21 protein-coding genes are annotated in these 22,650 nt (G+C 54.8%); 11 read left to right on the forward strand and 10 right to left on the reverse strand.

What is annotated here, in order from left to right; translation table 11 throughout:
- Positions 1-40 precede the first annotated feature (40 nt).
- The gene (sohB, locus tag AOY23_RS07180; RefSeq protein ID WP_054178488.1) at positions 41-1,087 is read left to right on the forward strand and encodes a protease SohB; all 1,047 of its coding nucleotides are present in this window, start codon (positions 41-43) and stop codon (positions 1,085-1,087) included.
- Positions 1,088-1,122: 35 nt separating this feature from the next.
- Here sohB and AOY23_RS07185 read toward each other — a convergent pair whose 3' ends face one another.
- Positions 1,123-1,374, reverse strand: a complete 252-nt coding sequence (locus AOY23_RS07185) for a YciN family protein (RefSeq protein ID WP_054178487.1) — start codon at positions 1,372-1,374, stop codon at positions 1,123-1,125.
- Positions 1,375-1,759: 385 nt separating this feature from the next.
- On the opposite strand from AOY23_RS07185, the gene topA reads away from it, so the two are divergent.
- From topA to acnA, 5 genes are all read left to right on the forward strand, one after another.
- On the forward strand, positions 1,760-4,357 hold the full coding sequence (gene topA, locus AOY23_RS07195; protein ID WP_054178485.1) for a type I DNA topoisomerase: 2,598 nt from the start codon (positions 1,760-1,762) through the stop codon (positions 4,355-4,357).
- Between the two features lie 190 nt (positions 4,358-4,547).
- On the forward strand, positions 4,548-5,522 hold the full coding sequence (gene cysB / locus AOY23_RS07200; RefSeq protein ID WP_038154297.1) for an HTH-type transcriptional regulator CysB: 975 nt from the start codon (positions 4,548-4,550) through the stop codon (positions 5,520-5,522).
- Between the two features lie 326 nt (positions 5,523-5,848).
- Positions 5,849-6,010 carry a YmiA family putative membrane protein gene (locus AOY23_RS21625; RefSeq protein ID WP_072170945.1) on the forward strand — a complete coding sequence of 54 codons (162 nt, stop codon included), beginning with the start codon at positions 5,849-5,851 and terminating at the stop codon, positions 6,008-6,010.
- 303 nt (positions 6,011-6,313) lie between these two features.
- The gene (gene ymiC / locus AOY23_RS22980; protein ID WP_235501647.1) at positions 6,314-6,412 is read left to right on the forward strand and encodes a small membrane protein YmiC; all 99 of its coding nucleotides are present in this window, start codon (positions 6,314-6,316) and stop codon (positions 6,410-6,412) included.
- 175 nt (positions 6,413-6,587) lie between these two features.
- A complete protein-coding gene (gene acnA, locus AOY23_RS07205) occupies positions 6,588-9,263 on the forward strand; it encodes an aconitate hydratase AcnA (protein ID WP_054178484.1) in 2,676 nt (891 codons plus the stop codon).
- Positions 9,264-9,299: 36 nt separating this feature from the next.
- Here acnA and ribA read toward each other — a convergent pair whose 3' ends face one another.
- Positions 9,300-9,890 carry a GTP cyclohydrolase II gene (ribA, locus tag AOY23_RS07210; protein ID WP_038154295.1) on the reverse strand — a complete coding sequence of 197 codons (591 nt, stop codon included), beginning with the start codon at positions 9,888-9,890 and terminating at the stop codon, positions 9,300-9,302.
- A 181-nt stretch (positions 9,891-10,071) separates the two neighbouring features.
- On the opposite strand from ribA, the gene pgpB reads away from it, so the two are divergent.
- The 5 genes from pgpB to yciH all read left to right on the forward strand — a co-directional run bounded on the left by pgpB (position 10,072) and on the right by yciH (position 13,723).
- Positions 10,072-10,836, forward strand: coding sequence for a phosphatidylglycerophosphatase B (gene pgpB, locus AOY23_RS07215; protein WP_054178483.1), 765 nt, complete (start codon positions 10,072-10,074; stop codon positions 10,834-10,836).
- Between the two features lie 151 nt (positions 10,837-10,987).
- On the forward strand, positions 10,988-11,296 hold the full coding sequence (locus tag AOY23_RS07220) for a LapA family protein (RefSeq protein ID WP_054178482.1): 309 nt from the start codon (positions 10,988-10,990) through the stop codon (positions 11,294-11,296).
- A gap of 6 nt (positions 11,297-11,302) precedes the next feature.
- Entirely contained in the window at positions 11,303-12,472 is a 1,170-nt protein-coding gene (lapB, locus tag AOY23_RS07225) for a lipopolysaccharide assembly protein LapB (RefSeq protein WP_054178481.1), read from the forward strand.
- A 187-nt stretch (positions 12,473-12,659) separates the two neighbouring features.
- On the forward strand, positions 12,660-13,400 hold the full coding sequence (pyrF, locus tag AOY23_RS07230) for an orotidine-5'-phosphate decarboxylase (protein ID WP_054178480.1): 741 nt from the start codon (positions 12,660-12,662) through the stop codon (positions 13,398-13,400).
- A complete protein-coding gene (yciH, locus tag AOY23_RS07235; protein ID WP_054178479.1) occupies positions 13,397-13,723 on the forward strand; it encodes a stress response translation initiation inhibitor YciH in 327 nt (108 codons plus the stop codon). Before pyrF ends, yciH begins: the two co-directional genes overlap by 4 nt.
- 104 nt (positions 13,724-13,827) lie before the next feature.
- Here the strand turns inward: yciH and osmB are convergent, their stop codons facing one another.
- The 8 genes from osmB to sapF all read right to left on the reverse strand — a co-directional run bounded on the left by osmB (position 13,828) and on the right by sapF (position 22,649).
- Positions 13,828-14,046, reverse strand: coding sequence for an osmotically-inducible lipoprotein OsmB (gene osmB, locus AOY23_RS07240; RefSeq protein ID WP_054178787.1), 219 nt, complete (start codon positions 14,044-14,046; stop codon positions 13,828-13,830).
- Between the two features lie 277 nt (positions 14,047-14,323).
- Entirely contained in the window at positions 14,324-15,073 is a 750-nt protein-coding gene (gene yciT, locus AOY23_RS07245) for a DNA-binding transcriptional regulator YciT (protein ID WP_054178478.1), read from the reverse strand.
- Between the two features lies 1 nt (position 15,074).
- On the reverse strand, positions 15,075-15,257 hold the full coding sequence (locus AOY23_RS07250; RefSeq protein ID WP_054178477.1) for a YciZ family protein: 183 nt from the start codon (positions 15,255-15,257) through the stop codon (positions 15,075-15,077).
- 147 nt (positions 15,258-15,404) lie between these two features.
- Positions 15,405-17,396, reverse strand: a complete 1,992-nt coding sequence (pdeR, locus tag AOY23_RS07255) for a cyclic di-GMP phosphodiesterase (RefSeq protein WP_054178476.1) — start codon at positions 17,394-17,396, stop codon at positions 15,405-15,407.
- A 177-nt stretch (positions 17,397-17,573) separates the two neighbouring features.
- Positions 17,574-19,508: an exoribonuclease II gene (locus AOY23_RS07260; RefSeq protein WP_054178475.1), complete on the reverse strand. Its 1,935-nt coding sequence runs from the start codon at positions 19,506-19,508 to the stop codon at positions 17,574-17,576.
- A gap of 92 nt (positions 19,509-19,600) precedes the next feature.
- Positions 19,601-20,746: a CMD domain-containing protein gene (locus AOY23_RS07265; protein WP_054178474.1), complete on the reverse strand. Its 1,146-nt coding sequence runs from the start codon at positions 20,744-20,746 to the stop codon at positions 19,601-19,603.
- Between the two features lie 190 nt (positions 20,747-20,936).
- Entirely contained in the window at positions 20,937-21,725 is a 789-nt protein-coding gene (fabI, locus tag AOY23_RS07270; RefSeq protein ID WP_038154279.1) for an enoyl-ACP reductase FabI, read from the reverse strand.
- 117 nt (positions 21,726-21,842) lie between these two features.
- The gene (gene sapF, locus AOY23_RS07275) at positions 21,843-22,649 is read right to left on the reverse strand and encodes a putrescine export ABC transporter ATP-binding protein SapF (protein ID WP_054178473.1); all 807 of its coding nucleotides are present in this window, start codon (positions 22,647-22,649) and stop codon (positions 21,843-21,845) included.
- Between the last annotated feature and the right edge of the window lies 1 nt (position 22,650).

Consider the following 22,650-nt stretch of genomic DNA (forward strand, 5'->3'; position numbering starts at 1 on the left):
CTGAGCGCGTATGTTGGGTGAACTTAACCAAGGTGGAAGAGTGGAATTACTTTCTCAGTACGGGTTGTTTTTAGCAAAGATTGTCACTGTTGTGGTGGCGATTGCCGTCGTGGCAACCATCATCGTTAACCTGACACAACGGAAACGACAGCGCGGCGAATTGCGGGTAACCAACCTGAGCGAACAGTATCAGGATATGCAGGAAGATATGTCAGTCGCCATGCTGGATAACGCGCAGCAGAAGCTCTGGCATAAAGCGCAGAAGAAAAAGCGCAAGCAGGAAGCCAAAGCGGCAAAGGCCAAAGCGAAGCAGGGCGACCTGAAAGACTCCGGCAAACCCCGCGTATGGGTGCTTGATTTTAAAGGCAGTATGGATGCCCACGAAGTCAACAGCCTGCGAGAAGAGATAACCGCCGTGCTGGCGGTTGTAAAACCGCAGGATGAAGTCGTGTTGCGCCTCGAAAGCCCCGGCGGTGTGGTGCATGGCTACGGGCTTGCAGCATCGCAGTTGCAGCGCCTGCGTGAGAAAGCCATTCCTCTGACGGTGGCGGTAGACAAGGTCGCGGCCAGCGGCGGTTATATGATGGCCTGTGTAGCGAACAAAATCGTCGCCGCGCCGTTCTCCATCATCGGCTCGATTGGCGTGGTGGCGCAGATCCCGAACTTTAACCGTTTCCTGAAAAACAAAGACATCGACGTTGAGCTGCACACTGCCGGGCAGTACAAACGCACGCTGACGTTGCTCGGTGAAAACACCGACGAAGGGCGGCAGAAGTTTCGCGAAGATCTGAACGAAACCCATCAGCTGTTTAAGTCGTTCGTGAAGCGTATGCGTCCGGAACTGGACATCGACACGGTCGCTACCGGCGAACACTGGTATGGCGTTCAGGCGCAGGAGAAAGGGCTGGTTGATGATGTCGGCACCAGTGATGATCTTCTGCTGGGTCTGATGGACGGCCGCGAGGTGATTAGCGTTCGTTACCTGCAACGCAAGCGCATGCTCGACCGCCTGACCGGTAGCGCGGCGGAAAGCGCCGACAGGCTGCTACTGCGCTGGTGGCAGCGCGGTCAGAAACCGATGCTGTAAATGCGAAAACGCGAGGCCTGGCCTCGCGTTTTTGTTTAATCGATCAGATGGTATTTTTCTGAGAGTTCATGCGCCAGGTATTTAAACATGTTGAATACCGCGGTGCTTTTCGGGGTGGGTAATCCCTGCTCATCAAGATAATACTCGCCGCTAAATACCAGCACGCCATTACGCTGGGTGACGCCGGTCGCTTCGATGCCCTTCATGGTATCGTCGTGCTCGCGAATGAGACGGTTCGCCTCTGCCAGTAAGGTTTGTTTGTCGATGGGTTGGGTTGTACCTTGCATTATTTACTCCTTAAATCTCAGGCATTAGTCTACGCCGCCAGCGGATTATCGGCAAATTTCCCCTTGTTTTTCCAGGGAAATGGAATAAGTTACACCGCTGGCAGGATCCGCGTTTGCATGCTAATAAAGTTGCGTAACGAATTTTATCAGGTAGAGTGTCACGCTTTCAGCAATCTGGTATCAGAATTGCTTGACAATCGACCGAAAATTCTTCGTGCTATACCACCTGACGGGAAAACGTCAGTAAACTCAGCCATCTGGCGCCAGCTTTCCGGGTTCGGTTCAGATAAGGGGTTGATATCCATTGACGTCGCCGCAATATCAGGGCTCGTCGCCAGTGGAAGGTGAATCTGTGTGCGATGCATTCAATCAGGTAAAGGTGAATATGGGTAAAGCTCTCGTTATCGTTGAGTCCCCGGCAAAAGCCAAAACGATCAATAAGTATCTGGGAAATGACTACGTGGTGAAATCCAGCGTCGGTCATATCCGTGACTTGCCGACAAGTGGCTCAGCCTCCAAAAAGAGCGCCGACTCTACCTCCACCAAAACGGCTAAGAAGCCGAAGAAGGATGAACGTGGTGCTCTCGTCAACCGTATGGGCGTTGACCCATGGCATGACTGGAAAGCACAGTATGAAGTGCTGCCGGGCAAAGAAAAGGTAGTTTCAGAGCTCAAACAACTGGCCGAAAAAGCCGACCACATCTATCTCGCAACCGACCTTGACCGCGAAGGGGAAGCCATTGCCTGGCACCTGCGGGAAGTGATCGGCGGAGATGACAAACGTTACAGCCGCGTGGTGTTTAACGAAATCACCAAAAACGCGATTCGTCAGGCGTTCGAGCAGCCAGGCGAATTGAATATTGATCGTGTCAACGCTCAGCAGGCGCGCCGTTTTATGGACCGCGTCGTGGGTTACATGGTCTCGCCGCTGCTGTGGAAGAAAATTGCCCGTGGTTTATCCGCCGGGCGCGTCCAGTCTGTGGCCGTGCGTCTGGTGGTGGAGCGCGAGCGTGAAATCAAAGCGTTCGTCCCGGAAGAGTTCTGGGAAATCGGCGCGAACACGACCACGCCTGCGGGTGATGCGTTGCCGCTGGAAGTGACTCACCAGAACGACAAACCGTTCCGTCCGGTGACCCGTGACGAAACCATGGCGGCGGTGAGCCTGCTTGAAAAAGCGCGCTACAGCGTTGTCGAACGTGAAGACAAACCAACCAGCAGCAAGCCGGGTGCGCCGTTCATCACCTCCACATTGCAACAGGCCGCCAGCACGCGTCTGGGTTTCGGCGTCAAGAAAACCATGATGATGGCGCAGCGTCTGTATGAAGCGGGCCATATTACCTACATGCGTACCGACTCCACCAACCTGAGTCAGGATGCGCTGAGCATGGTGCGCGGTTATATCGGCGATAATTTCGGCAAGAAATACCTGCCTGCCAGCGCCAATCTGTACGCCAGCAAAGAAAATTCTCAGGAAGCGCACGAAGCGATTCGTCCGTCTGACGTCAGCGTCATGGCGGAAAGCCTGAAGGATATGGAAGCGGATGCGCAGAAACTGTATCAGTTGATCTGGCGCCAGTTCGTCGCCTGCCAGATGACGCCAGCGCAGTACGATTCCACCACCCTGACCGTCGAAGCGGGCGCGTTCAAACTGAAAGCGCGTGGCCGTACGCTGCGCTTTGATGGCTGGACGAAAGTGATGCCTGCGCTGCGTAAGGGCGATGAAGATCGCACTCTGCCTGCGGTAAACCAGGGCGACACCCTGTCGCTGGTCGAACTGCAGCCTGCGCAACACTTCACCAAACCACCGGCACGTTTCAGCGAAGCGTCACTGGTGCGTGAACTGGAAAAACGCGGTATCGGCCGTCCGTCGACCTATGCGTCTATCATCTCCACCATTCAGGATCGCGGTTACGTGCGGGTGGAAAACCGCCGTTTCTACGCTGAAAAAATGGGTGAGATTGTTACTGACCGTCTGGAAGACAACTTCCGCGATCTGATGAACTACGACTTCACCGCGCAAATGGAAGATCACCTCGATGAGGTGGCAAACCATAAAGCCGAGTGGAAACAGGTGCTGAATAACTTCTTCGGTGATTTTACCCGTCAGCTTGATACGGCGGAAAAAGATCCGGAAGAGGGTGGCATGCAGCCGAACCAGATGGTGCTGACCAGCATCGACTGCCCGACCTGTGGCCGTAAAATGGGGATCCGTACCGCCAGCACTGGCGTATTCCTCGGTTGCTCCGGTTACGCGTTGCCGCCGAAAGAGCGCTGCAAAACCACCATCAACCTGGTGCCGGAAAATGAAGTACTCAACGTGCTGGAAGGCGATGATGCCGAAACCAACGCGCTGCGTGCGAAACGTCGTTGCCCGAAATGCGGCACGGCGATGGACAGCTACCTGATCGATCCGAAGCGTAAGCTGCATGTCTGTGGTAACAACCCGACCTGCGACGGCTACGAGATTGAAGAAGGCGAGTTCCGCATCAAAGGGTACGACGGTCCAATTGTTGAATGTGAGAAATGTGGTTCTGAAATGCACCTGAAAATGGGGCGTTTCGGCAAGTACATGGCCTGCACTAACGACGACTGTAAGAACACGCGCAAAATCCTGCGCAATGGCGAAGTGGCGCCGCCGAAGGAAGATCCGGTGCCGTTACCGGAACTGCCGTGCGAGAAATCAGACGCGTATTTCGTGCTGCGTGACGGTGCGGCTGGCGTGTTCCTGGCGGCGAATACTTTCCCGAAATCACGCGAAACCCGTGCGCCGCTGGTGGAAGAGCTGTTCCGTTTCCGCGATCGTCTGCCGGAAAAACTGCGTTACCTGGCCGATGCGCCGCAGCAGGATCCGGAAGGCAACAAGACGATGGTGCGCTTCAGCCGTAAAACCAAACAGCAGTATGTTGCGTCCGAAAAAGAAGGAAAAGCCACTGGCTGGTCTGCCTTCTTCGTTGACGGGAAATGGGTGGAAGGGAAGAAATAATTCTCAGATTTTTCACCACATTTCAGCGAAAAGGGCCACGTTGTGGCCCTTTTTTATAACCTTGTTATTATTTTTTGTTCCCGTCTATACACATCCGGTATAAATGATATAGTGGTTATAGTTAACCCAATTTTTATTCTCTAATCGTCTTAAGCGATGGATATCGCCGAGTCAACACCGGATACCCGCCATGAAATTACAACAGCTCCGCTATATCGTTGAGGTCGTTAATCACAATCTGAACGTCTCTTCTACGGCTGAAGGCCTTTATACCTCCCAGCCTGGTATCAGTAAGCAGGTGCGCATGCTGGAGGATGAGCTGGGGATCCAGATTTTTGCCCGCAGCGGTAAGCATCTGACGCAGGTGACGCCTGCCGGGCAGGAAATCATCCGCATCGCCCGTGAAGTGCTGTCGAAAGTGGACGCCATCAAATCGGTGGCCGGAGAACACACCTGGCCGGATAAAGGCTCGCTGTACGTTGCCACGACTCATACGCAGGCCCGTTACGCGCTGCCGGGCGTCATCAAGGGGTTTATCGAGCGTTACCCGCGCGTGTCGCTGCATATGCATCAGGGATCGCCGACGCAAATCGCCGAAGCCGTCTCTAAAGGCAACGCTGACTTCGCTATCGCCACCGAAGCGCTGCATCTTTACGACGATCTGGTGATGCTGCCGTGCTACCACTGGAACCGCTCTATTGTCGTCACGCCGGAGCATCCGCTGGCGTCAAAATCCTCTGTCTCCATTGAGGAACTGGCGCAGTATCCGCTGGTGACCTACACCTTCGGTTTTACCGGTCGTTCTGAGCTCGACACCGCGTTTAATCGCGCCGGGCTGACGCCACGCATCGTCTTTACCGCCACGGATGCCGACGTCATTAAAACCTATGTCCGTCTGGGGCTTGGCGTGGGCGTTATCGCCAGTATGGCGGTGGATCCGGTCTCCGATCCGGACCTGATCAAGCTTGATGCGCATGAAATTTTCAGCCACAGCACGACCAAAATCGGCTTCCGCCGCAGCACCTTCCTGCGCAGCTATATGTATGATTTTATTCAGCGCTTTGCGCCACATTTGACGCGTGATGTGGTCGATACCGCCGTAGCATTGCGCTCGAATGACGACATCGAAGAGATGTTTAAGGATATTAAATTACCCGAGAAATAATTCCGTCAGTGATAATGATATCCCCGGAAACGGGGATATCGTGAAATAGATCACTAAAGCTAAATTAGAACCGCCCGCATTATCATTTCTGTATTTATCAATTTCCCTCCACGCTAATACTTTACTAGTACTAAAGTGTCGCCATAGCCCGACAAAAGTAGAAACTATTTATCCGTAGCGCAAATTTTATGGGTCAATTATTTATTTGCCGTCAAAAGATTGAATTATTCCATGGTTGAAATGAGTAAATTCACTGGATTTTTGGTTAATTTTTAATTAGGATTTATCTCAGTGATGATTACTTGTACCGATTGTTTGGTGCCAAAATGATAAGCGATGTCGATTGTAAGAGGTTAGCGATGCCATCAGGAAGCGAAGGGCCGCAAAGGGATCCGGCGCTCAAGCGCAAAGCCTGGCTAGCGGTGTTTCTGGGTTCAGCGCTTTTCTGGATTGTCGTCGCATTGCTCATCTGGAAATTCTGGGGTTAAGAATGGTCGTTTCTGGTCAGTTTCAGTCAGCAAAATCAATGTGTAAATCTGATGACAAAGTGAAAGCGTCCGTGAAGGTCAGGTCAACGGTTCCCCCGTCCTGGAAACTCACGACGAAACAACAGTCATTTATTGATGCCTTTGCCGAAGACGAATCGAAGAAACAATAATTTATTTAATAAACCCATTTAATTATCAGGACTATTTCTCCTGAATATCAGCATATTATTATGCACATCAGCAATATACGTTCTGCCTGAAAAGGCAGTTCAGTTGAATAAATACGTAAATGGTAGTGGAATTATGAATCAACATAGCGAGATGAAATACTGGTCGTGGATCGGTGCTTTCACGCTATCGGTCCTGTTCTGGGGCCAGATGGCCTGGATGCTGATCAACTAATCCGTAAAAACCCGGCCCTGGCGTCGGGTTTTGTTTTTTCCCCCTTCCTGCAAAGAAATTCTCTGATTTATCATTTTGGGTTGTTATCAAATCGTTACGATATGTTTGTGTTATCTTTAATAACAGACCCTGAGGATTATCAGGGTATCGTCATATCTGTCATTAAGGAGGAGCTATGTCGTCAACCCTACGAGAAGCCAGTAAGGACACACTGCAGGTCAAAGAGAAAACGTATCATTATTACAGCCTGCCGCTGGCCGCTAAACAGCTTGGAGACATCTCCCGTCTGCCGAAATCGTTGAAGGTGCTGCTGGAAAACCTGCTGCGCTGGCATGACGGAGATTCCGTCACAGAAGAAGACATTCATGCGCTGGCCGGATGGCTGAAGAGCGCTCATGCCGACCGTGAAATTGCTTACCGTCCTGCCAGGGTGCTGATGCAGGATTTTACCGGCGTACCGGCGGTCGTTGATCTGGCCGCGATGCGTGAAGCCGTTAAACGCCTGGGCGGCGATACCGCCAAAGTCAATCCGCTCTCGCCCGTTGACCTGGTCATTGACCACTCGGTGACCGTCGATCACTTTGGCAGTGATGACGCTTTCGGTGAAAACGTGCGTCTGGAAATGGAACGTAACCACGAACGTTACGTCTTTCTGCGCTGGGGACAGCAGGCGTTCAGCCGCTTCAGCGTGGTTCCGCCGGGCACCGGTATTTGCCACCAGGTTAACCTCGAGTATTTAGGCAAAGCCATCTGGAGTGAAGAGCAGAACGGTGAATGGGTGGCTTACCCGGATACGCTGGTCGGCACCGACTCGCACACCACCATGATCAACGGTCTCGGCGTCCTCGGCTGGGGTGTCGGTGGGATCGAAGCGGAGGCGGCGATGCTCGGGCAGCCGGTGTCGATGCTGATCCCGGACGTGGTCGGATTCAAACTGACCGGCAAATTGCGCGAAGGGATCACCGCCACCGACCTCGTGCTGACCGTCACTCAGATGCTGCGTAAGCATGGTGTGGTGGGTAAATTTGTTGAGTTTTACGGCGATGGTCTGGATTCGCTGCCACTCGCCGACCGTGCCACCATCGGCAACATGTCGCCGGAATATGGCGCGACCTGCGGTTTCTTCCCCATTGATGCCGTCACGCTGGACTATATGCGGCTCAGCGGACGTAGCGAAGAACAGGTGTTGCTGGTGGAAGCCTACGCTAAAGCGCAGGGGATGTGGCGCAATACCGGCGACGAACCGGTGTTCACCAGCTCGCTTGAACTGAATATGGCGGATGTCGAAGCCAGTCTCGCCGGGCCAAAACGTCCTCAGGACCGCGTGGCGCTGGCTGATGTGCCGAAAGCCTTTGCCGCCAGCAATGAGCTGGAAGTTAATGCGGCGCAGAAAGATCACCGGCCTGTCGATTTTACGCTGAACGGTCAGCAGTATCAGTTACCGGACGGCGCGGTGGTGATCGCGGCGATCACCTCCTGCACCAATACCTCGAACCCCAGCGTACTGATGGCGGCGGGGCTGCTGGCGAAAAAAGCAGTCGATCGCGGTCTGAAACCGCAGCCGTGGGTCAAAGCTTCGCTGGCGCCGGGCTCGAAAGTGGTCTCTGATTATTTAGCTCACGCACAACTGACCACCTCGCTGGATGCCCTCGGTTTTAACCTCGTCGGCTATGGCTGTACCACCTGCATCGGGAATTCCGGGCCGTTGCCTGATCCCATCGAGACGGCGATAAAGCAGGGCGATCTGACGGTCGGTGCGGTGCTCTCCGGCAACCGTAACTTTGAAGGGCGTATTCATCCGCTGGTGAAAACGAACTGGCTGGCGTCACCGCCGCTGGTGGTGGCCTATGCGCTGGCGGGCAACATGAATATCAATCTGACGACGGATCCGCTGGGCCACGACTGGCAGGGCAATCCGGTCTACCTGAAAGATATCTGGCCGAGCGGTCAGGAGATCGCGCACGAAGTGGAGAAAGTCTCCACCGAGATGTTCCACAAAGAGTATGCCGAAGTGTTTGAGGGCACGCCGGAATGGAAAGCCATTCAGATCACGCGCTCCGATACCTACGGCTGGCAGGATGACTCCACGTATATTCGCCTTTCGCCGTTCTTTGATGACATGCAGGCGCAGCCGAAACCGGTGGAAGATATTCGTGGCGCGCGCATTCTCGCCATGCTGGGCGATTCGGTCACCACTGACCATATTTCGCCAGCAGGCAGCATCAAGCTTGACAGCCCGGCGGGGCGCTATCTGCTGAGTCACGGTGTTGAGCGTCGCGATTTCAACTCTTATGGTTCACGACGCGGTAACCATGAAGTGATGATGCGTGGGACCTTTGCCAACATCCGTATTCGTAACGAGATAGTGCCAGGGGTTGAGGGTGGCATGACGCGACATCTGCCTGGCACGGAGGTGGTCTCCATTTATGACGCGGCGATGCGTTATAAAGAAGAGAACACGCCGCTGGCGGTGATTGCCGGTAAAGAGTACGGTTCAGGCTCCAGCCGCGACTGGGCTGCCAAAGGGCCGCGTTTGCTGGGTGTTCGCGTGGTGATCGCCGAGTCGTTTGAACGTATTCACCGTTCGAACCTGATTGGGATGGGGATCCTGCCGCTGGAGTTCCCGCAGGGGGCAACGCGGAAATCGCTGGGGCTGACCGGGGAAGAAAAAATCGACATTTCTGACCTGAACCAGCTCAAACCCGGCGCCACGATACCGGTTACTGTTACGCGGGTGGATGGTCGTCAGGAGGTGATCCCTTGTCGCTGCCGTATTGATACCGCGACCGAGCTGACGTATTACCAGAACGACGGTATTCTGCATTACGTCATACGTAATATGCTGAATTAACCTGCTAAAAACGGCGCCCCGGGGCGCCGTTATCGTTTATTCGTCGAGAAGGTGACCCATCTTCGCCGCCTTGGTATCCAGATACCCGGCGTTCTTCGGGTTGCGTCCGACAATCAATGGCACGCGCTCAACGATATTAATGCCCGCCTCGGTCAGCACTTCGACTTTGCGCGGGTTGTTGGTCAGCAGTCGCACTTCATCAACGCCGAGCAGTTTGAACATATCTGCGCAGAGGGTGAAATCACGTTCGTCGGCGGCAAACCCCAACTGGTGATTCGCTTCGACTGTGTCGTAGCCTTGATCCTGCAGCGCATAGGCGCGAATTTTGTTCAGCAGACCAATGTTACGTCCTTCCTGACGGTGATACAGCAGGACACCGCGACCTTCTTCCGCAATATGTGCTAACGCCGCTTCCAGCTGGAAACCGCAATCACAACGCAAACTAAAAAGCGCGTCGCCCGTCAGACATTCTGAATGGACACGCGCCAGTACAGGGATCTGGCCGGAAATATCGCCGAACACTAAGGCGACGTGATCCTGCCCGGTTGCCAGTTCTTCAAAGCCCACCATCAGGAAATCGCCCCAGGGGGTTGGCAGTTTGGCTTCTGCCACACGTTTAAGCTGCATGTGATTCTCCAGACTAATCCGGCACGTAGTGTGCCTTCTGTTTGTCGTTATTTTGCCACATTGCGACAGTCTTCACCTAATGACTCACCGAAGGGGCTGCACAAAGCGCACAATTTTGTCACTTTTACCGTCACGTGGGTTTTCAGTTATGATGATGAAAGACTGACAACAAGGAGTTCCGATGCTTTCCATTGCCAGGCGTACCACTTACGGTGCGGCGCTGTTACTGATTATGCCGCTTGCGGTCTGGGTTTCTGGCTGGCGCTGGGCGCCGGGGCAGGACAGTCAGTGGCTGAAACTGCTGTACTGGATGACAGAAACAGTGACGCAACCGTGGGGGATAATCACCCACGTGCTGCTGTGCGGCTGGTTTTTCTGGTGTCTGCGCTTTCGCCTGCGCGCGGCCATCATGCTGTTTGCCATTCTGGCGGGGGCGATTCTCATTGGCCAGGGAATGAAGTCATGGGTCAAGGAACGTGTGCAGGAGCCGCGTCCCTTTGTCATCTGGCTGGAAAAAACACAGCAGATCCCCGTTGAGGAGTTCTACACTTTAAAGCGGAAAGACAGGGCCAGCCTGGTGAAAAAACAGCTGTCGCAACAGACGGAAATTCCACCGTTTTTACGCAAACACTGGCAAAAAGAGACCGGATTTGCCTTCCCGTCTGGCCACACGATGTTTGCCGCCAGTTGGGCGCTGCTGGGCGTCGGGCTGCTCTGGCCGCGTCGTCGCACCGTGACCATTGCGATTCTGCTGGTCTGGGCCACTGCGGTGATGGGGAGCCGGCTGCTACTCGGGATGCACTGGCCGCGGGATCTGGTGGTGGCAACGTTGATGTCATGGTTGCTGGTCACGCTGGCAACGTGGCTGGCACAGCGTATCTGCGGGCCGCTCACGCCGCCTGGCGAAGAGGCGCAGGACATCAAAAAGCGCGATCCGCTGCCGTAGCGAGGGTTGATTTTCAGTGAAACTAACCGCAGATCAACATGTGACATTGCGGTTAACCGTTTCGCAGGTAAGGCGAAGATGATACTTTATAGGGCTGGAAGCGTCATGTCGCACAAACTTTATTCGCGCAAACCACATAACGGGAAGTAATGTGAAATATTTACTCATTTTCTTACTGGTGTTAGCGATCTTCGTCGTCTCAGTCACGCTTGGCGCGCAAAACGATCAGCAGGTGACGTTTAATTATCTGCTGGCGCAGGGTGAGTTTCGGATCTCAACGCTCCTGGCCGTGCTGTTTGCCGCAGGGTTCATCATCGGCTGGCTGGTCTGCGGGATTTTCTGGCTTCGCGTGCGCGTCTCGCTGATGCGTGCTGACCGCAAGATAAAGCGCCTGGAAAACCAGATTACGCCTGCAACCGTGTCACCGTCCGAACCGGGTGTCCCGGCTGTGAAGGAATAATTATTTATGCTGGAGTTGTTGTTTCTGCTTTTGCCTGTTGCCGCTGCGTATGGCTGGTACATGGGTCGCAGAAGTGCACAACAGTCCAAACAGGACGAGGCTAACCGTTTATCCCGTGACTATGTCGCGGGGGTTAACTTTCTGCTCAGTAATCAGCAAGATAAGGCGGTGGATCTGTTCCTCGACATGCTCAAAGAGGATACCGGCACCGTTGAAGCGCATCTGACCCTCGGCAACCTGTTCCGCTCCCGTGGTGAAGTCGACCGCGCTATCCGCATCCACCAGACCCTCATGGAAAGTGCCTCTCTGACTTACGATCAGCGCCTGCTGGCCGTGCAGCAACTGGGGCGTGACTACATGGCGGCGGGGCTGTATGACCGCGCCGAAGACATGTTCAGCCAGCTGGTGGATGAGACAGATTTCCGCATCGGCGCGCTACAACAATTACTGCAAATTTATCAGGCGACCAGCGACTGGCAGAAAGCCATCGACGTCGCAGAACGGCTGGTTAAGCTCGGCAAAGAACGGCATCGTGTAGAGATAGCCCATTTCTGGTGCGAGCTGGCGCTTCAGCAGATGGCTAACGACGACATGGACAAGGCCATGCAACTCCTGCGCAAGGGAGCCGCAGCCGACCGTAACAGCGCGCGTATCTCCATCATGATGGGCCGGGTGTGGATGGCAAAGGGCGATTTCGCCAAAGCGGTGGAAAGCCTGCAACGGGTGATCGATCAGGATCGCGAGCTGGTCAGCGAAACGCTGGAGATGCTGCAGGCCTGCTATCAACAGCTCGGTAAAAACGACGAATGGGAAGTGTTCCTGCGTCGTTGCGTTGACGAAAACACCGGGGCGACGGCTGAACTGATGATGGCGCAAATCCTCGAGCAAAAAGAGGGCAGCGACAACGCGCAGACCTATATCACCCGCCAGCTCCAGCGCCACCCGACGATGCGGGTGTTCTATAAATTAATGGATTATCACCTCAATGAAGCAGAAGAAGGGCGCGCTAAAGAGAGCCTGATGGTGCTGCGTGATATGGTGGGCGAGCAGGTGCGCAGTAAGCCGCGCTATCGCTGCCAGAAATGTGGCTTTACCGCTTACACGTTGTACTGGCATTGTCCGTCCTGCCGCGCCTGGTCAACCGTGAAACCGATTCGCGGCCTTGACGGGCAGTAATTTTTAAAAAAATCCCACTTTAGTTACAACATCCTTAATGTTTGCTCCCACATGCACCTGCAACACCGTGCCTGCATCGCCAAGCAGTGGGGAACCGCCGCTGTCAATTTGCTGACATCGCAGGTAGAATGCTCGCCGTTTACCTTTTTCGCGCCTGAACTGCGCCCATCAATAAGAAGGTCTGCTCATGACGTCACCTGCTTCATCTTCTTCCTCCGTGGTTACCACATCTCCCGTTATTGTCGCGCTGGATTATGCCGATCGAGACAAGGCGCTGGCGTTCGTTGATCGCATCGATCCGCGCGACTGCCGTCTGAAAGTCGGAAAAGAGATGTTCACCCTGTTCGGGCCGCAGTTTGTACGTGAACTGCAACAGCGCGGTTTTGCGATTTTCCTCGACCTGAAATTTCACGATATTCCTAACACCACAGCCCACGCGGTTGCCGCTGCGGCCGATCTCGGCGTGTGGATGGTGAACGTTCATGCCTCGGGCGGGGCGCGGATGATGACCGCCGCGCGCGAAGCGCTGCTGCCTTTTGGCAAAGAGGCGCCGTTGCTGATTGCCGTCACGGTACTGACCAGTATGGAAGCCAGCGATTTGCAGGATCTGGGCGTGACGTTATCCCCGGCGGATTACGCCGAAAAACTGGCGGCACTGACGCAAAAATGCGGTTTAGATGGCGTGGTCTGCTCGGCGCAGGAAGCGGTGCGCTTCAAACAGGCGTTTGGACAGTCATTCCGGCTGGTGACGCCGGGCATCCGTCCGGCAGGCAGCGAGGCAGGCGACCAGCGGCGTATCATGACGCCGGAGCAGGCGCAGGCGGCGGGGGTAGACTATATGGTGATTGGTCGCCCGGTGACGCAATCTGCCGATCCGGCGCAGACGCTGCGGGCGATTAACGCGTCACTGCGAAAGGAGGGCGAATGAGCGATGCAAACAGTCGTCTGGTCTATTCGACGGAGACCGGGCGAATTGATGAACCGAAAGCCGCGTCGGTACGGCCAAAAGGCGACGGTATTGTGCGCATTCAGCGCCAGACCAGCGGACGCAAAGGCAAAGGCGTCAGTCTGATAACCGGCATTGATGAAAGCGATGAGGCGCTGGCGAAACTGGCGGCAGAGCTGAAAAAGAAATGTGGCTGTGGTGGCTCAGTAAAAGATGGCGTGATTGAAATTCAGGGAGATAAACGCGATCTGATTAAATCACTGCTCGAAGCCAAAGGATATAACGTTAAGTTAGCGGGCGGCTGATATATTTTGGGCCACGGTGCAAAGCACGTGGCCCATAATTATTTTGGTGCGTAAGTCAGACCTGAAAACCAAATACTTTATTTTCGTTATAAGGCTGGTATGGCTTATTTTCCAACCTGGTGACCGATAATACCACCTACGGCAGCGCCACCCAGAGTACCCAGCGTGCTTCCGTCGGTTAAGACTGCGCCACCGAGAGCACCTGCACCCGCACCGATAGCGGTGTTACGGTCACGTTTAGACCAGTTAGAACAGGCGCTAAGCGACATTACCAGTGCTACCGCCAGAGCGGCCGCTGTCATTTTTTTGCTCATTGAAGTCATCATATTTTCTCCTGAATTATCGATTCATGGAAGAAACTCCCTTTAAGCATAGTCGAAAAGATCTGCCCTGAGGAATTCCATGAAACACGGTTGCGCAGGTAACAAGTAGTGCTGGAAATCACGCAAGTGATAATCACGTCCTGTTATATCGCTAATATTAATTTTACGTCTCCGGAGAATAACAGACAGGTAAAAACTCTTAATTGGCGGTTAAGAAAAGTCTCATATGCGAGGAATATTGTCCGATACGTACAGATGGCGTACCGGACGTTAATTTTCAGGGGCGTTGAACGATATCAACATGCAGGCCGGATTGCTCCAGCGCCAACTGGTTGGAGGCCGCGAGGCCACTGTCGGTAATCACACGATTGAATTTGCTGACCGGGCCGAGGGTATACGGGTGGACGGCGCCAAATTTTGAGCTGTCGGTGAGGATAATGGCTTCACAGCCTTTTTCCAGCACGCCGTTAACTACATCCGAGCGCATCATGTCGCGGCCGGTAAAACCGGTTTCTGGCTGCCAGCCGTCAATACCAATAAAGGCTTTGCTGAAATGAACCTGCTGGAGAAATTGCCGTGTCAGCGGGCCGACCATGCTTTCACTTTTCTTCTGATATATTCCGCCCAGCAAAATCACTTCGCCGGGTGTCTCTTTCAGTAAATGGGCGATATAACTGCTGACGGTGATAATCGTCACGTCGCCGCGCTCCGCCAGCGTACGGGCGAGCAGGGCATTGCTGCTGCCGTTCTCGATAAACACCGTTTCTCCGGAATTGACGAGCGAGGCGGCAAACGTCGCCAGTTCGCGCTTCAGGGAGAAGTTATTCATCATCCGCGTTTCCATATCTTCGCTGTCGAGCGGCACCGCGAAGCCGTGGGTACGGCGCAAATAGTTTTGTTTTTCCAGCAGATTCAGATCCTGGCGAATCGTCACTTCCGAAACGCCGGTCATTCTGGCGAGATCGGTCACACTCATGCGACCTTTATCGATCACGTTCTGGAGGATAGATTGTTGTCGGGCGTTCATATTATATTTCCCAGGGCGATTTCGTCGGCCCCGATTTGTTTTCCTGCTCATCCTGTGCTTGCGCCAGCAGTTCAGCTTTTAAAATTTCCAGATTATTTATTGCCGAGTGGGTATCACCGGCGACAAGAATGTCCAGAATGGTATCAATACGTTGGGCGACCTGTCGTGCATCGAAATCAGACATGGCGTTATCCTGACAATAAAATGAATGAATTCAATGATGCAAAAAATAGCGGCAAAAGAGAAGTGAAAAAAAATCCTGGTTTAGTACCTCGCGGTAAGTGATTAATAATTACCCCCGATATATCCCGGTCATCCTGCGCAACGCCGGTTAACGGGTTTTGCGCGACTGACGCCGTTTATACCAGCGTTCGAAAACGGCGGCAGGCATGGGCTTAGCAAATAAAAATCCCTGCCGCTCATTGACGCCGTTTTTGGTAAGAAAGGCGTCTTCTTTTGCGCTTTCAACCCCTTCCGCAATCACCTGCAAATTCAGCGCCTGCGCTACCGCCATGATCGCCCGGACCAGCGATTGCGCGACAGGGTGTTTATGGATATCGCGCACGAAAGCCTGATCCAGCTTAATAGCGTCAATCGGGAAACGGGCCAGTTGCGACAGTGACGAATACCCCGTACCAAAATCATCCAGATGTATCTGCGCGCCGAGTTTACTGAACTGTTCGATGACTGACTGCGCCAGCGCTTCGTTTTCAATCAGACAGCTTTCCGTCAGCTCGACGTCGATAGGGCAGTATTCGAGATTGAGATCGTGCAACGCCTGTTTCAGATCACTGAAAATGGTCTGGTCGGCAAGTTGCCGCGCGGAGACGTTGACTGCCACGCGCAGATCAAGACCTTTGTCGCGCCACTTCGCCACCTGGCGAACCACGTCCAGCATCACCCAACGGCCCAGCGGCACAATCAAACCAGACTCCTCGGCATAAGAGATAAAATCCATCGGCTGAATCAGTCCGCGCTCCGGCGACTGCCAGCGCACCAGCGCTTCCAGGCTGCGCACTTCACCACGCCAGGTGATTTTCGGCTGGTAGTGGATCACCAGTTGATCGTTTTCCAGCGCCTTACGCAGATTGGTGTCCAGCCACAGGTATTCAAACACGCGCTGGTTCATTTCCGGTGAAAAGACGCAAAATTTGCCGCGACCGCTCTCTTTGGCCGTATACATAGCGGTATCCGCGTTGCGGATCAGGCTTTCGCGATCGGTGCCATGCTGCGGGGCGAGGGAGATACCCAGCGAACAGCCGGAATAGACTTCAATCAGGCCAATGCGGAACGGCTCGCGCAGGCGTGTCAGGATGCGTGATGCCATCGCTTCCAGAGCGCTTTGCGAGGAATCGGTCGCCAGCACGATAAACTCATCGCCGCCCAGTCGCGCCAGCGTCTGGCCTTCTTCGAGACAACTCAGAATCGACAGCGAAACCGACTGCAACAGCTGGTCGCCGAACATATGCCCGTAGGCATCGTTGACCTTCTTGAAGTTATCGAGGTCGAGATAAACCACGCCAACCTGCGTCTCGCCACGGTTAGCGATAGCGTCGGCGATCATGTCGTGGATCGCGTTGCGGTTGGGCAGGCCGGTAATGATATCGGTGTTCGCCAGCACGCGCAGGCGCTCCTGGGCGCGGCGTTCATCGGTGATGTCCGTACCGGAGCAAATCAGGAAAATTTCATTTCTGCCGCTGCCACTGTGGACGAATTTATTGCGAAATAAAAACAGCCGCTGCCCTTTTTGCGTTTTGATCCAGCGCTCGGCTTCATAAGCATTGCCGTTGCGGAAAAAGCCGGTGATCTTCTTTCTTGAGGCTGCTGCTTCGGTGCGGCTCATAAACAGTTTAAAAACATTCTGACCAATCACCTCATGCTCTTTCAGACCGGTATATTCTTCGCTCAGTCGATTGAAGCGCTGAATATTTCCCTGCTTATCGAGGATGACGATCACTGAATTGGCTTCGGAAACGACCTGCTCGGCAAAAGAGAGGCCCTGCACCAGATCACGGGTCACAGAGGGAGTGTCATGCCAGGCTGACGCAGTACCACCCCATTGAGATTTGCTGATTTTACGTCCAACGAGATGAACGGGCACGTCCTCGCCGTAAAAGGAAATGGTCATCGTGATACTGGAGGTGATCACCGTCATTTCACGAATGCTGTCGGCCTGTTCGGGGCTCAGGGCGATCACCTGACGCGTTTCTGTTCCTTCTGTCGCCGCCAGATGCAGGGCGTTGCTGTCGCCTGCCAGTCGCCAGTATGGGCTGGTGGTGCCCAGATAGCGATAGAGCAGATTGTGCTCCAGTTCCTCAGTCATGACTTCTCCCGGCCTGATCGCGCAGTCAACATATGTCCATATCGGCGTCGCGGTAATTCTTTTTATTGTGAATGGTTTTGCTGTTTTGTGGAGGGGATTTGCAAAAAAATTGTGGCGGATAAAGCAGATGAGAGGGAGAAATGAGCGATCTCCCGTCGGAGACCGCTCAGTAAAGCATCAGGCAACCGGACGCGCGATCACGCTGCGGGTTTCCATGCGTACTTCAGCGATCGTCACGTCAATCACATCGGTGACTTTGCAGACGGTTTCGCCTTTGATTTGCACAGTGCCGTTTTCCTGACTGCATACCAGCTCGTCACGAACAGCATGCAGGAACGGAGCGGGAATGAATGCCACCGCGCCGTTATCTACCAGACGAACACGCATACCGCCACGGCTGATATCGATGATCTCAGCGGCGTAACGTGTATCCGTCCCGGCTTTCGCATTCAGGAAACGCGCGTACAGCCAGTCGGCAACGTCACGTTCCGCCATGCGGTTCAGGCGACGACGTTCCGCCATCTGCACCGTCACCTCGTCCTGCGGACGGGCAATGGTTTCACCTTTGATGATCGCTTTCAGCAGACGATGGTTGATCATGTCGCCATATTTACGAATCGGTGAAGTCCAGGTTGCGTACGCTTCGAGACCCAGACCGAAGTGCGGACCTGGCTCGGTGCTGATTTCCGCGAAAGACTGGAAGCGACGAATGCGGCTGTCGAGGAAACCGGAGGGCTGTGCATCCAGTTCGCGACGCAGCTTGCAGAAGCCGTCCAGCGTCAGCACTTCCTGCGGATCAACATGCACGTCGTGGGTTTTCAGCAGGGCAGCCAGCTGTTCGCTGTTGGTCGGATCGAAACCGGTATGAACGTTGTAGATGCCAAAACCGAGTCTGTCGCGCAGCACACGGGCGGCGCAGATGTTGGCGGCAATCATCGATTCTTCAACGATACGGTTCGCAATGCGGCGCGGTTCGGCAATGATGTCCAGCACTTCGCCTTTTTCGCCCAGCACAAAGCGGTAATCCGGGCGATCTTTAAACACCAGCGCATGGGTGTGACGCCATTCGCCGCGCAGCTGGCAAATACGCTGCAACAGGGTAATTTGCTGCGCGATCGCCTCGCTTTCCGGCTTCCAGCTACCGCTGTTTTCCAGCCAGTCGGAGACATCGTCATAGGCCAGTTTCGCTTTTGACTCGATGGTCGCGGCGAAAAAGTCGATATCGTCTTCAATGGTGCCGTCGGCGGCGATAGTCATGCGGCAGGCCAGCACCGGACGCACTTCACTGGCGCGCAACGAGCAGAGATCGTCAGACAGTTCGCGCGGCAGCATCGGAATGTTGAAGCCCGGCAGGTAGTTGGTAAAGGCGCGGATTTTCGCGGCGTTATCCAGCTTGCTGCCTTCAACAATCCAGGCGGTCGGATCGGCAATCGCCACTGTCAGGTGCATTTTGCCATCGTCAGCAGCTTCGGCGTATAACGCGTCATCCATATCTTCCGTGCTGGCGCTGTCGATGGTGACAAACGTCAGGCCGGTCAGATCGCGACGCTCAAGACCTTCGTCCTGCATCTCGGTGGCAACGCCATCCGGCGCTTCTTTTTCAAGGTTATGACGGGCGAGGGTGACCCACCACGGCACGAAATGATCGTCGCCAAAGGTGATGAACTGCGTCAGTTCAGCGTAAAAACCGCGATCACCTTTCAGCGGGTGACGGCGCATTTCCGCAACGGCCCAGTCGCCTTCTTTAAAATCGTGCTCAACGCCACGGACGGCGCGGCAGGGAATGGCTTCTTTCAACAGGGGATGGTCAGGGGTAATTGACAGACGGTCGTCTTTCTTGTGAATACGTCCGACGAAGCGTGTCAGGAACGGCTCGACCAGTTCTTCCGGCTCGGCGCTTTCGCGATCTTTCTCAGAATGAATGACCGCAATGATGCGATCGCCATGCATCACCTTTTTCATTTGCGGCGGCGGAATGAAGTAGCTTTTTTGCGCGTCCACTTCAAGGAAGCCAAAGCCTTTTTCCGTGCCTTTTACCACCCCTTCCGCACGCGGCGTCTGGGAATGAAGTTGCTGTTTAAGCTGAGCAAGCAGCGGGTTGTCCTGAAACATAGTGATGTATTTTCGTGACCAAAAGAGCGGCTGACAGTTTTACGCGAATCTCACGGTGTCAGCAAGCGCTCTTTCGGTATTTTCCGCTGAGGTTACTCATTTCCCAGGGCGATGTTCAGACGGTTCAACCAACCGCTGAGCCCGCACCATGCCAGCAATGCCACGGCGTCGGCGGCAGAAAACCCCTGTTCCTGCAGGGGAATAAGCTGCGCGGCGCTGAATCTGTCCGGCGCGCGGGTTAACAGTTGTGCGGCCTGGATAACGGCGCGCTCGAAAGGATGATTATGCCCCCAGGCCTGGAGCGCCCGTTCACCGTTGCGCACCGCATCGGGCAGGCCAGGCGCGCCGTGCCAGCGCTCAGCCAGCGCCTGGAAACAATGCTGGCTGCCGTTGATACGCGCGGCGAGCAAGGCCACCAGCAGATGCGGCGCGGTCGGCTGAGCCAGTGCGGTCAGCGTTTCGCCGAGCAGGGAGAGCACATCGGGATCGATTGCCAGCAACGGTGCCAGCGCAGTGAGTTCAGGCTGCGATTGCCAGCGTTCCAGCGCCGCCAGTTGCGCCGGGCTGGCATAGTTCAGCGTCACGGCGGGGAGATCTGAAGACCAGGGTGTGGTTGTCACGGTAAAGCGCTCTGTCGGGGCATCTTCCTGCATCGGCATGCCGGGAAGCCAGCGCACCGGGTGCCCGAGACTGGCCTGAAACGCCGCCAGCGCACGCGCCTGAAAACCAACGAAACCGATAATCTGGTTGATAAGAATGATGTCCGGCGTGGTGAGCCCGACTTCATCAAGCTGCCCGCGCGACGCGCTGCCAATCACTGACGGTGAACTGGCGAGCTGGCGCGCATACTGCGTGATTTGCGCCAGTCGGCGGTTGCTTTCCCGCGAGGAATCCGGACCGGGCAACGGTGTCAGACGCGCGGCATAGTGATTACACAGGCGCTGCACACCATAGACCTGCGCCACCGTTAATGCGGTGCTGAGGCGCTCATAGGCGCTGAAGGTTTGCAGACGGCTCACCTGCACCACGTCAGGGAAAAGCCGGTCGCTCAGGGCTCTGGCGGGTTGCAGCCAGGGGTCGCAGGCATTCAGGAGATCATCAGGCAGGGCGAGGTCCAGCAAAAAACGATCGTCAACATGGGCGGCTTCCGGGACCAGCGGCAGGGCATCTCCCCGGGTGGCTCGTGACTGGGTTTCATGATACCAGTGGCTTTTGCCGTAAACGCGGCGTTGCTCCATGGGCATTCCTTGATCTAAAAGTGGCGATCCGGAGACAACAGTCGGCACACCGGATCGTTTATGAATAAATATCCTGGCGTAAGGCGAGAAAGGGAGAAAATATTGTTGGGTGATATCAAATAGCAGTTAGTTATAACGCAGAAGGGGCGGGAGAGACCCCTCTTCACGGGCGTGGAGAGGGGGAAGGAAATTATTTGATTTCCAGTTCGTTCATGGCTGCGATGTTGAAACCGCCGTCAACGTGAACGACTTCACCGGAGATACCGGCAGACAGGTTAGAGCACAGGAAAGCTGCTGTGTTGCCCACGTCTTCGATGGTGACAGTACGACGAATCGGGGTCACCGCTTCGCAGTGCGCCAGCATTTTACGGAAGTCTTTAATGCCGGAAGCTGCCAGCGTACGGATCGGGCCTGCGGAGATCGCGTTGACGCGAACGCCTTCCGGACCCATCGCGTTCGCCATATAACGGACGTTCGCTTCCAGAGAGGCTTTCGCCAGACCCATCACGTTGTAGTTCGGGATCGCACGTTCTGCACCGAGGTAAGAGAGCGTCAGCAGTGCGGAATCCGGGTTCAGCATGGAGCGGCAGGCTTTCGCCAGCGCCACGAAGCTGTAGGCACTGATGTCATGCGCGATTTTGAAACCGTCGCGGGTCACCGCGTTAACATAGTCGCCATCCAGTTGATCGCCCGGCGCAAAGCCGATGGAGTGAACGAAACCATCGAATTTCGGCCACACTTTCGCCAGATCGGTGAACAGCGCGTCGATGCTTTCATCTTTAGCAACGTCACATTCCAGAACAATGCTGGAACCCAGTTGAGCGGCGAACTCTTCAACGCGGCCTTTCAGTTTGTCGTTCTGATAGGTGAAAGCCAGCTCAGCCCCTTCACGGTGCATCGCCTGTGCGATACCGTAGGCGATGGACAATTTACTGGCCACGCCAGTGACCAGAATGCGCTTACCGGAAAGAAAACCCATAGCTTGTAATCCTTATCGTCATTGTTATGGCGATCCGCGCAGAAATCCGGCAGACCGTCGTTAAAACGCGGCGATTCTAACATGAAGAATCCCCGGAGTTAATCCGACCACTGAATGTCAGCGATCCTTACGCCACGCATCCGCGGTTAATGCTTCGCCAAAATGACCGGCAATCAACCGTTTGGTCAGCTCATGCAAGGGAGACGCCAGCACATCGGCGGTGCTGCCGCGCTCCACCACCTCGCCCTGATGCATCACCAGCACCTGATCGCTGATGTGCTTCATCATCCCCAGGTGTTGGGTCACATAGATATAAGAGATACCTTGCTTATCCTGTAATTCCAGCATCAGATTCACCAGTTGCGATCGCATCGACATATCCAGTGAGGCCAGCGCTTCGTCACAGATGATCACTTTCGGGCGCAGAATCAGCGCGCGCGCCAGTCCCAGACGCTGTTTCTGCCCGGGGGCCAGCATATGCGGATAGTAACTCGCGTGATCCGGCAACAGGCCAACCATGCGCAGCGTCTCGTAGACATGCTTTTGTCGCGCGTCGACGTCCAGTTCAGTGTTCAGACGCAGGGGAAAATCGAGGATCTGCGAAATGCGCTGGCGCGGGTTCAGCGACGTTGACGGGTCCTGAAAAATCATACGGATCCGCTGGCTGCGGAACGAATAGTCGCCAAAATGCAGCGGGTGATCGTCAATCAGCAACTCGCCGGTGGTCGGTTCCACCATTCCCGCCAGCATTTTAGCCAGCGTCGATTTGCCCGAACCGTTTTCACCGATGATCGCCAGCGTCTGTTTCTCGCGCAGAGTAAAGCTGAGCGGCTTCACTGCCTCGACGTTCTGACGGTGGAACCAGCCAGTGCGATAGCGGAAGGTCTTACTCAGATTGCGGACTTCCAGCAGGGTTTCGACCATC

It is taken from the genome of Trabulsiella odontotermitis (genome assembly GCF_001297775.1).
In the GTDB taxonomy this organism is placed as follows: Bacteria; Pseudomonadota; Gammaproteobacteria; order Enterobacterales; family Enterobacteriaceae; genus Trabulsiella; species Trabulsiella odontotermitis.

Excerpts from the sequence above, each read along its gene's own strand:
- pgpB (WP_054178483.1), top strand. The coding sequence starts at position 10,072 with ATGCTTTCCATTGCCAGGCGTACCACTTACGGTGCGGCGCTGTTACTG.
- topA (WP_054178485.1), top strand. The coding sequence starts at position 1,760 with ATGGGTAAAGCTCTCGTTATCGTTGAGTCCCCGGCAAAAGCCAAAACG.
- ribA (WP_038154295.1), bottom strand. The coding sequence starts at position 9,890 with ATGCAGCTTAAACGTGTGGCAGAAGCCAAACTGCCAACCCCCTGGGGC.
- yciH (WP_054178479.1), top strand. The coding sequence starts at position 13,397 with ATGAGCGATGCAAACAGTCGTCTGGTCTATTCGACGGAGACCGGGCGA.
- AOY23_RS07265 (WP_054178474.1), bottom strand. The coding sequence starts at position 20,746 with ATGGAGCAACGCCGCGTTTACGGCAAAAGCCACTGGTATCATGAAACC.
- AOY23_RS07185 (WP_054178487.1), bottom strand. The coding sequence starts at position 1,374 with ATGCAAGGTACAACCCAACCCATCGACAAACAAACCTTACTGGCAGAG.
- acnA (WP_054178484.1), top strand. The coding sequence starts at position 6,588 with ATGTCGTCAACCCTACGAGAAGCCAGTAAGGACACACTGCAGGTCAAA.
- fabI (WP_038154279.1), bottom strand. The coding sequence starts at position 21,725 with ATGGGTTTTCTTTCCGGTAAGCGCATTCTGGTCACTGGCGTGGCCAGT.
- AOY23_RS07260 (WP_054178475.1), bottom strand. The coding sequence starts at position 19,508 with ATGTTTCAGGACAACCCGCTGCTTGCTCAGCTTAAACAGCAACTTCAT.
- cysB (WP_038154297.1), top strand. The coding sequence starts at position 4,548 with ATGAAATTACAACAGCTCCGCTATATCGTTGAGGTCGTTAATCACAAT.
- sapF (WP_054178473.1), bottom strand. The coding sequence starts at position 22,649 with ATGGTCGAAACCCTGCTGGAAGTCCGCAATCTGAGTAAGACCTTCCGC.
- ymiC (WP_235501647.1), top strand. The coding sequence starts at position 6,314 with ATGAATCAACATAGCGAGATGAAATACTGGTCGTGGATCGGTGCTTTC.
- lapB (WP_054178481.1), top strand. The coding sequence starts at position 11,303 with ATGCTGGAGTTGTTGTTTCTGCTTTTGCCTGTTGCCGCTGCGTATGGC.
- AOY23_RS07250 (WP_054178477.1), bottom strand. The coding sequence starts at position 15,257 with ATGTCTGATTTCGATGCACGACAGGTCGCCCAACGTATTGATACCATT.
- pdeR (WP_054178476.1), bottom strand. The coding sequence starts at position 17,396 with ATGACTGAGGAACTGGAGCACAATCTGCTCTATCGCTATCTGGGCACC.
- osmB (WP_054178787.1), bottom strand. The coding sequence starts at position 14,046 with ATGACTTCAATGAGCAAAAAAATGACAGCGGCCGCTCTGGCGGTAGCA.
- AOY23_RS21625 (WP_072170945.1), top strand. The coding sequence starts at position 5,849 with ATGATAAGCGATGTCGATTGTAAGAGGTTAGCGATGCCATCAGGAAGC.
- pyrF (WP_054178480.1), top strand. The coding sequence starts at position 12,660 with ATGACGTCACCTGCTTCATCTTCTTCCTCCGTGGTTACCACATCTCCC.
- yciT (WP_054178478.1), bottom strand. The coding sequence starts at position 15,073 with ATGAACGCCCGACAACAATCTATCCTCCAGAACGTGATCGATAAAGGT.